Genomic DNA, 9094 nt, shown 5'->3' on the forward strand with positions numbered 1-9094 from the left:
CCGCCTGTCAGGCAGCGAGCGTTTCGCTCTGCTCAAGCATCAAAAGAGCCCACTGTTGGCAGCACGATGCAGGTCTTCCCGTCTGCGTAATCGACATTGCCGAACAGAGCGGCAAACACCTTGCCGTCACCGGTGTCGACGACCTTCGAGAGCAACGGCGTATCGAGTACGGGCAACTTCTCGTCCAACGGGACGATGCCGCCCTTGAACGTGCCGACGTTGATCCAGGCAACACTCAACCCGGAGGTCTTGGGTATGCCGACGTAACCCGGGATTGCCTGGAACCGGAGATGGTCGGCCTCGACCCACGGCGGCAACGGGAAGTTCGGACCGGCCTGTGCGGAGCTGAGGGTGACGGTGACGGGTTCACCGGCCACGCCACACCCGACCGTCGGTGCGGGGTACATGAACGACTGCGGCTTGGTGACGCCGATGTCCGGGAGATCGAGAGCGGTCGTGATCTGATCAGCGCCTGCCGTGCCGATCAACTGCTGAACAGCAGCAGAGGCTTCGGGGGAGATGGCTGCGGCCTGCGCGATCAGTGCGGCAATTCCTTCGGGTACCACCGGTTCTGCGGCCGCGGTTCCCGCGCTGATCATCGCGCTGCCGGCGGTGAGTGCCACGACGGCGGCAGTGCCGGCGATGGCAGCGGGAATGCGTCGGGCGAGTGTCTTGCCGGGGAGTCGGCTCATGTCGGGCTCCTTCATTTCATGAGGCCGGGAAATGCGGCCCGAAGTGACTTGACCATGCGCTGAGTCTCAACGTCAACTTGAGGTTTAGAATCGTTAGCGGAGCGTTAGTTAACGCCAGGCAAGTCGCACGTGCGTGAGAGAAGGCCCGTGTGACTCACGGCACCCACCTGTTTTGCACCTCTGCGTCGTTGTCGGGAGAAAAACCGGCCTCTCGAGCGTTGAACGAATAGACCGTCTGAAAGGGGACGTCATGATCGCCGCCGTATTTCTCCTCTACGTGATCGTCGAGATCGCAGCCTTGGTCATCGTGGGCAACGCCATCGGTGTCGCCTGGACAGTGCTGCTGTTTCTCGCCGGATCGCTTGTCGGATTGATCCTCATGCGCTCGCAGTGGCGACGGGTCATGGACGGGTTCCGTAAGGCCACGCGGGGTGAGGGATCGCCGTCACTGGCGGTCGCCGACGGCGCCTTGGTCGCGGCGGGCTCCGCGTTGATGTTCGTACCCGGACTCGTGACTTCGGTTCTGGGCCTGCTGCTTCTGATTCCGCCGACCCGCTGGGCGCTGCGCCCGCTTGCAGTGCTCCTGGCAGGTAAGCGCGCAGCAGCATTTGCCGCCGGTGGTGACGCCTTCGCCGGAACCGTCGGCTACGCGGCGCGGATGCGCGGAAACGGCGAGGTGATCGACGGCGAGATCATCGTCGAGACACCCGAAACCACCGAGTACGTCGCCAGCAACGGCAAGGAACTCGTCCTCGAGGGTGAGATTCTGGACACGGATACACCCACCCGTTCGCGGGGGCCGCAGTACTAACAGGCAGACTGGGTGCTCGTGACTACTCGTCTGCTGGTCAACGGCCGGATCTACAGTTCATTTGCACCTGACGCGACCTCGATCGCCATCACCGACGGCACCGTCGTGTGGGTCGGCGACGAGCGCGCCGGACGGGCGTTGCACCCCGCCGCGGAGATCGAAGACCTGGGTGGTGCGTTTGTCACTCCCGGGTTCGTCGACACCCACGTCCACATCACCGCACTGGGACTCAATCTCGTCGGCCTCGATCTCGTGGGCGCGAACTCTCTGGACGAATGTCTCTCGCGAGTACGAACATTCGCAGCCGCGAACCCCGAAACTGCCCATCCCGACGCAGTCATCTGGGGACACGGTTGGGACGACACCGAGTGGGCCGAACAGACCCCGCCGTCGACCGCAGATCTCGACGCGGCCGCCCCTGGCCGCAAGGTGTATCTCTCGCGGATCGACGTTCACTCGGCCGCGTGCTCGAGCGCACTGCGCGACGGGATCTCCGGCCTCGCCGACACCGCTGGATACTCAGCCGAAGGCCCGTTGACGTTCGACGCACACCACCTGGCGCGCAATGCCGCTCGGAATCTGCTGACGGAAACTCAGCGCGCTTCTGCTCGTACCGCTGCGCTCGATCTCTGCGCCTCACGCGGAATCGTGGCCGTTCACGAGTGCGGGGGACCGGACATCTCGGGATTGACCGATTTCCAGGAACTGTTGGCCCACGATCACGGCGTGGAGGTTCGGGGCTACTGGGGTGAGCGTGTCGACAGCGAAGAGGATGCTCGCGCGCTCCTCGACAAAACCGGAGCAGACGGACTCGGCGGGGATCTCTTCATCGACGGCTCGCTCGGTTCGCATACCGCGTGGTTGCTCGAACCCTATGCAGACCAACCTGATTCGACGGGCAATGCCTACCTCGACGTCGACGCGATCGCCGCACACATCCGGGCCTGTACCCTCGCGGGCGTCCAGGCCGGGTTCCATGCCATCGGTGACGGCGCCGTCTCGTCGGCAGCTGCCGCGTTCCGCAGGGTCGCCGACGAACTGGGTGGCCCCAAGGTCGCCGCGTTGGGTCACCGCCTCGAGCACGCGGAAATGATGTCCATGGCCGACGCGGAAACCTTTGCCGCCTTGGGTGTCATCGCTAGCGTCCAACCGGTGTTCGACGCACTGTGGGGTGGCACCGACGGTCTTTACGCCACGCGCCTGGGAGTCGAGCGCGCAGCAGCGTTGAATCCGTTTACACCTGCTGCCGGTAAGGGTGTCTCGCTCGCATTCAGCTCCGACGCCCCGGTCACCCCCATCGAGCCGTGGGCGATGCTGCGCGCCGCTGTCCAGCACCGCACCGACGGAAGTGGAATCTCGCCGCGTGCGGCCTTCTCCGCGGCAACTCGCGGCGCCTGGCGCGCGGGCGGAGTGCGGGACGGCGCCGCGGGAACCCTCAATCCGGGCGCACCGGCCTCCTACGTGTTGTGGGAGGCAGGCGAACTCGAAGTCAGCGCACCCGCCGACTCGGTTCAGCGATGGTCTACCGATCCGCGCTCGCGCGTACCCGCTCTGCCGAGGCTGGCGGAAGATGCGCCGATTCCGGTCTGCATCAAGTCGGTGCATCGCGGACGCGTCGTCTATCAGCGCGGCTCGTCGAGTGAGTGAGGCCGGCGCAGAGGCGTCTGTCGGTGATCGCTCCCGTGTGAGCGCTGTGCTCACCGGTTCCGCATGGCTACGTTCGCTGTACGCGGCCGCTGGTGGATTCCTGATCTTCGCAGGGTTCCCACCCCGCCCGCTGTGGTTCTTGGCGCCCGTCGGGATCGCTCTTCTGACGTGTGTGTTGACGAACTTCGGGCGCGGCGGACTGCGCCTTCGTGCCGGCTTCGGTTACGGATACTTGGCCGGTCTCGGATTTCTGGTGCCGTTGCTTCCGTGGATCGGTGTGTTCGTAGGTGCGGTCCCGTGGATCGCGTTGGCCGCGGTGGAGTCGTTGTTCATCGGACTGTTCGGGCTGCTTGCGGTTCTGGTGGCGAGGTTGCCATGGGCACCCTTGTGGATTGCTGCGACCTGGACGCTCACCGAGTGGCTTCGTTCCAGCGTTCCTTTCGGCGGATTTCCTTGGGGCAGGCTCGCATTCGGTCAATCCGAAGGGTGGCTCCTCCCTCTTGCGAGTGTCGGCGGTGCGCCGCTGCTCAGCTTCGCGGTGGCCCTGACCGGTACCGGCTTGGCAGCAGTTGCAGTCGCTGTCGCGGCCAAACGATGGGACCGAGGATTCTTCGGAGCTGTTGCCGCTGCCCTCGTGCCCGTGATCATTGCTCTCGCGGTGTCGCCGTTCTTGTCCACCATGGATTCCGGTGATCGAACGATCACCGTCGCCGCCATTCAGGGAAGCGTTCCGAGGTTGGGCTTGGACTTCAACTCGCAACGCAAGCAGGTCCTCGACAACCATGTCGCCGAAACCGTGAAACTTGCTGCCGAGGTAGACGCGGGCCGCGTCGATCAGCCTGACGTCGTGATCTGGCCGGAGAACGCCTCGGACATCGACCCCCTGCGAAACGCCGATGCCGCTGCCGACATCACCCGGGCCTCCGAAGCGATCGGAGCGCCGATTCTTGTCGGCACCGTACTCGTGAACGCCGATCGTACGACTACCAATTCGGTGATCGTGTGGGACGGCGCCAACGGTCCTCAGGAACAGCACGACAAGAAGATCATTCAGCCGTTCGGCGAATACCTGCCCTACCGAAGCTTCTTCCGGAACTTCTCCTCGTACGCCGATCGCGCGGGCAATTTCGTTCCCGGCGAGGGCAACGGCGTTGTCCATGCAGCGGGGGTACCCATCGGTGTCGCGACTTGTTACGAGGTGGCGTTCGACCGGGCGTTCCAGGAATCGGTGCGCAACGGTGCACAGTTGCTGGCGGTACCGACCAACAACGCCACTTTCGGGGACACCGAGATGACCTATCAGCAGCTGGCAATGTCGCGTGTGCGGGCAGTCGAGCACGGCCGCGCCGTCGTTGTCGCCGCAACCAGTGGTGTCAGCGCCATCATCGCTCCCGACGGTGCGGTGACTTCGCAAACCGACCTGTTCGTGCCGGCGGCCCTGGTGGCGAAGGTGCCGCTCTCGACCAGCTCCACCCTTGCCAGCCGAGTAGGTCCGGTGCCGGAGATCGTGCTCAGCATCATCGCGGTCGGCGCGATTGCCATGGCAGTGCTGGCCCGGCGCCGAGATCAGGCTGAGCACTCACCCGAGGAGACTGCGGCAATCTGAGCCGAGCATCGGATATTAGGGCTGCCGATGTTCCGAGGAGCGCCTACGCGGGTACTCGCTGTGCCACCCGTTCCTGCGTAAGGCGGCTTCTTGTGACCGAGCCTGAGAAAACCGAGCCAGACAAGTCCGAGCCCCGGGATGCAGTTCACAAAACCAGTGTCGTCGACGCGGTTCTGCAGTCACCGCTCGCCGGCCTGTCACCGTGGATCTTGCTGTCTTTGCTCTCCGGGCCGGGAAGGTTCGAGGAATCCGCGGCCGCAGCCCTCGGGTTGTCGCTGCTGATCTTGGCGGCCAGTCACCGGCGCGGCGGCACCGTGAAGCTGTTGGAGGTCTTCGACGTCGTGTTCTTCGGCGTTCTGGCGGCCATCGGCCTCCTCGCGTCGGCGAACACGATTCGGTGGTTCGAACTCTGGGGAGGCGAACTGACCAACATCGCGCTGGTGGTCTTTGCCTTCGGATCGATCCTGCTCCGCAATCCTTTCACTTTGCAGTACGCGAAAGAGTCGACGCCTGAAGAGTATTGGACGACGCCACTGTTTCTGCGCATCAACTACGTCATTACGGCGGTGTGGGCTCTCGCCTTCACCTGGTCGGCCGTAGTGGGCCTGTTCGGAGACGCACTGCTGCACGACGGTGACAACTTCTGGACCGGATGGATTCTGCAGTTGCTCGGAACCTTCTTCGCGATCTCCTTCACCGAGTGGTACCCCGAGTATGCGCCGAACAAGGCCGCTCAGGCTCAGGGCCTCGAAACCGAACCACCGCAGTCGATTTTCAGGCTGTTCGACTTTTTGCCGGTGTTCGTAGCCGTGACCGGCATCGCGGGGTTGGTGACCGACTCCGTTTCCGTGACCGCAGGCGTCACGTTGATTCTGGTCGGCGTGTTCGGACATCTGGCGATGCGACGGTTCACCGTCGACTAGGAGCTCTCGGTGATCTCGCGCCTACGGGAACTTGGTGCACGATCGTCTCGATGACCGGCAGGTGCCGGCTGATGCACGGAATTTGTCCGTTTCTGCGATAGTCAGTGCACCTGCCGTGCAATGGAAACGAGGGAAATTGAGCGTTATTTCGAGTACTGCACACAAGCACGAGCCCCTACACGGAAGACGTCCACCAGCGGATCACCGCTTCCTCGGATTCGACACACGAGTCTTTCCACACGCCCTCGCGATCTTGGCGGTGTGGATGCTCTGGACCGTGATCGTGCCCGCCATCGATTCCGCTGTCTCCTCCGAAGATCCAACCGGCGCCGGAGACCGGATGGCCGTGACCGAAACGGTCTCCTTCGCCGCACCTGCGGGCTGGAATGTCGACAGTGGTTTCCGAACCGACCAACATGGCGCGTCCGATTCGCTCCCACGTGTGACGTTGACCGATGGCACCGTCACCGTGAGCGTCGACGCCGACACATTCAGTGGAACTGCCGACGAACTCCTCTCCCAAACAGATGCCGTGAGTCTTGCGACGAACGGCAGTTCCGTGCTTGCGGTCTCCGGTGCGCGCCAGCCGATCAGCACCGCCGGGGGTCTGAGCGGCGTCCAGGTCAGCTTTGACACTCCGCGGTCCGCCGGATCGGTGACCACATTCGTCGTCGACGGCAAGGGAATTCGGGTACAGGTAGTCGGCCCACCCGATCAGATCGCCGCCCGCAGTCGAGAAATCACCGACATGATCGCCTCTATCGGCACACACGAGGGAGACACCAAGTGAGCACCGATCTCCTCGAAACCCGCTCCCTCGCATTCGATACGACGGCCTGGGGCGAGAAATTTCACTTCTTCCAGCCACGCAACGTCGTGTTCTGGATATACCTGTGGATGTGCGGATTCGGCCTCGTCAAAGGCTGGCAGATGTTTGCTCCCTTCGCCGGATACTTCGGGCGCGCACTCCTCGTTGCCGGCATCGTCGGCGTCATCAGCGCCGCGGTCTGGACATGGTGGTTCCGGCACATCGACCGCTATGAACGCCAACCCGTAGGACTAGTGGTCACCGGCTTCATCTGGGGCGCCACCGCAGCAACGTTCACTATCGCAGTACCCGCGAACGGAGCAGTCGGTTCGCTCTACTCGAAGATTTTCGGGCAGGTATGGGCTCAGGACTGGCATGCGGGCCTCTCTGCACCCTTCGTGGAGGAAACCGCCAAAGGCATCGGCATCGTAGTCCTCCTCGCGCTTGCACCACGCCTGGTGCGCACCGCAACCGACGGCCTGCTCCTCGGTGCTTTCATCGGCTTGGGATTTCAGACCAGCGAAGACTTTCTGTACTCGATTGCCGGCGCAACACAGGGCTTCGGCGCCCACCAAACCGACGGCCTGCTCGGTTCCATCGCCACCCGCACCTACTCCGACATCGTCTCTCATCCCCTGTTCACCGCTCTTTTCTGCGCCGGCGTGATCTATCTGATCGGCACCCCGGCCCAGCCCCGGCGGATCGGACGCGGATTGGCGTTGATCGGGGCACCCATCCTGATCCACGGCGTGTGGGATTCTATGCTCGCGATCGCCGGCGGCAGCAGTTCGTTCGTGTTCGTCATCATGATCGGCGACATCGTCTTCGCGTTCACTGCCTTGTGGATCGCGTTCGTCTGGGCGCACCCACGTGAATCCCACTTCGTCCGTGACATTCTCGCCCCGGAAATCGAGTCCGGCGTCCTGACCGACGCCGAGGTGACAGCCGCCGGCGGATGGCGACAACAACGCACTTACGCGAAAGCCGCACCCACTCGCACCGAACGCCGCCAACGACGACATATCGTTCGTGCCGCGCTGGATCTGTGCAGCGACCTAGCTGTCAGCAAGGGCGACGACAGCCCGCAGGTCGTCGAATCACGCAACGAAATCACCCGCCTCCGCCAAGGAACCGCGGCACAGAGCATCACTCGGTGACCGGGAAGTAGCGGAAGAACCGTTCAGCACCGCAAATCATTCACCCACACCCCAGTCGGGGGGGGGGGGGGGGGGGGGGTGGCACCCCCCCCCACCCCCCCCCCCCCCCCCCCCGGCCGAGTGACTGGGCTACCAGTTCACTCCGTATCGAAGTTTGGTGTACCGAAGTTTGGTGTGTCGCGGGGTGGGGGATACAGCTCACACTGGTGCACGACGCAGTGCCGATGGTTCTTCAGCGCAAGTCCAGGATTTGCGCACTGTCGGCCCGCGAGTGCGCCTGGATGCTCAATGACGTTGTCCTGAAGTGTCTTTGAGGACCGCGAAGCATCCTGAAGTTGCCACGTCGAAGAAGGGCCGAAGTATGACGTCGACTTGTGAACGATCACTCCCCGTAGAACGAGAAAGACCGCCCGGTGTAGAACCGGACGGTCTTGATCGAAGTGCTAGTTCATGCGCCGCGACGCTTGGCCTTCAGCAAATCGAGACGCTCTTTGAGGAGCTCTTCGAGTTCCTCGACCGAGCGACGCTCGAGCAGCATGTCCCAGTGGGTGCGGGGAGGCTTGACCTTCTTGGCTTCGGGAGCAGTCCCCTCCATGAGGGTGCCTTCGAGGCCGTTTCGGCACAACCAGGTGCCGGGGATCTCGGCTTCGTCCGCGAACGGGATGTCGAAGATCTCGCCGTTCTCGCACTTGTACTTGGCCATACGACGGGGCGCGAGGTCATGGTCACGGTCGGTCTCGTAGCTCACAGCTCCGAGTCGGCTACCTCGAAGTACGCGATCTGCCATGGTGGTGTCCTCTCTTCGTTCGTCACCGCTGGTGGGCGCCCTGACTTGGGGAGTAGACGCTCACACTCATCTACAACGCCACGAGCACCCGATTGGTTCCCGTGTGGCGAGAAGACGCAACCTCTCCATCTTACCGGGTACCGTGCGCGTTCATCGAAGGCGTCCGAATCTCGAGTACAGTGTCGATTCATGGCTGAGAGCACCCGCGTCGGATCACCGCAGTCTGCGCGTTCGGGAAACCCGTGTGTGTGGTGTGGTCGAGAGGTCGCGGTGACCGGTGTCGGTCGTCGACGCCGGTACTGCAGCCAGTCTTGTCGACAGCGTGCGTACGAGCAGCGCAATGCCGTCAAGGGCACGTCGATCCCGGCTGACGCCGTCATCTTGACCGCAGTCGAAGCGGTCGAACTCGTGGATCGGATGTTCGAGGTCCGATGCGCTGCCGAAGATGTGGCGACAGCAGTTGCCGAGGGCGCAGAGAGTTCAGAGCTCACACAGTTGTGTGAACGGTTGACCGAGCTTGCCCGCGAAGCCGAACGTTTCCGGTAGAGCAGGTGTGGGCAACCGGTTTCTAGCCTTGCGTCGAGCACTGCAACACTGCGGTGCTCCTGACGCCTGACGACGACAAATTTTGATCCTGAGTTCGGACCTTCGGGGAGGTTCGGA

9 protein-coding genes are annotated in these 9094 nt (G+C 63.3%); 7 read left to right on the plus strand and 2 right to left on the minus strand.

The window, feature by feature from the left end; all coding sequences use genetic code 11:
• Positions 1-32: 32 nt before the first annotated feature.
• The gene (locus M1L53_RS19005; protein WP_007729826.1) at positions 33-692 is read right to left on the minus strand and encodes a hypothetical protein; all 660 of its coding nucleotides are present in this window, start codon (positions 690-692) and stop codon (positions 33-35) included.
• 250 nt (positions 693-942) lie between these two features.
• On the opposite strand from M1L53_RS19005, the gene M1L53_RS19010 reads away from it, so the two are divergent.
• The 6 genes from M1L53_RS19010 (at position 943) to M1L53_RS19035 (ending at position 7644) form a co-directional block, all read left to right on the plus strand.
• On the plus strand, positions 943-1503 hold the full coding sequence (locus tag M1L53_RS19010; RefSeq protein ID WP_003944915.1) for an FxsA family protein: 561 nt from the start codon (positions 943-945) through the stop codon (positions 1501-1503).
• A 12-nt stretch (positions 1504-1515) separates the two neighbouring features.
• A complete protein-coding gene (locus tag M1L53_RS19015) occupies positions 1516-3150 on the plus strand; it encodes an amidohydrolase (RefSeq protein ID WP_054188246.1) in 1635 nt (544 codons plus the stop codon).
• A 37-nt stretch (positions 3151-3187) separates the two neighbouring features.
• Positions 3188-4756, plus strand: a complete 1569-nt coding sequence (lnt, locus tag M1L53_RS19020; protein ID WP_030536364.1) for an apolipoprotein N-acyltransferase — start codon at positions 3188-3190, stop codon at positions 4754-4756.
• 92 nt (positions 4757-4848) lie between these two features.
• Positions 4849-5679, plus strand: a complete 831-nt coding sequence (locus M1L53_RS19025; RefSeq protein WP_047270554.1) for a hypothetical protein — start codon at positions 4849-4851, stop codon at positions 5677-5679.
• A 136-nt stretch (positions 5680-5815) separates the two neighbouring features.
• Entirely contained in the window at positions 5816-6469 is a 654-nt protein-coding gene (locus M1L53_RS19030) for a hypothetical protein (RefSeq protein ID WP_228400993.1), read from the plus strand.
• On the plus strand, positions 6466-7644 hold the full coding sequence (locus M1L53_RS19035; protein ID WP_261949252.1) for a PrsW family intramembrane metalloprotease: 1179 nt from the start codon (positions 6466-6468) through the stop codon (positions 7642-7644). Before M1L53_RS19030 ends, M1L53_RS19035 begins: the two co-directional genes overlap by 4 nt.
• Before the next feature lie 448 nt (positions 7645-8092).
• Here M1L53_RS19035 and M1L53_RS19040 read toward each other — a convergent pair whose 3' ends face one another.
• Complete coding sequence (locus M1L53_RS19040) at positions 8093-8431, minus strand: RNA polymerase-binding protein RbpA (RefSeq protein ID WP_003944971.1); 339 nt, start codon at positions 8429-8431, stop codon at positions 8093-8095.
• A gap of 189 nt (positions 8432-8620) precedes the next feature.
• Between M1L53_RS19040 and M1L53_RS19045 the strand changes: the two genes are divergently transcribed.
• Entirely contained in the window at positions 8621-8977 is a 357-nt protein-coding gene (locus M1L53_RS19045; protein ID WP_042450945.1) for a hypothetical protein, read from the plus strand.
• Positions 8978-9094: the final 117 nt, after the last annotated feature.

This window comes from Rhodococcus sp. T9N (assembly GCF_024436645.1).
Taxonomy (GTDB): Bacteria; Actinomycetota; Actinomycetes; order Mycobacteriales; family Mycobacteriaceae; genus Rhodococcus_F; species Rhodococcus_F qingshengii.

Excerpts from the sequence above, each read along its gene's own strand:
- M1L53_RS19005 (WP_007729826.1), bottom strand. The coding sequence starts at position 692 with ATGAGCCGACTCCCCGGCAAGACACTCGCCCGACGCATTCCCGCTGCC.
- M1L53_RS19010 (WP_003944915.1), top strand. The coding sequence starts at position 943 with ATGATCGCCGCCGTATTTCTCCTCTACGTGATCGTCGAGATCGCAGCC.
- M1L53_RS19040 (WP_003944971.1), bottom strand. The coding sequence starts at position 8,431 with ATGGCAGATCGCGTACTTCGAGGTAGCCGACTCGGAGCTGTGAGCTAC.
- M1L53_RS19045 (WP_042450945.1), top strand. The coding sequence starts at position 8,621 with ATGGCTGAGAGCACCCGCGTCGGATCACCGCAGTCTGCGCGTTCGGGA.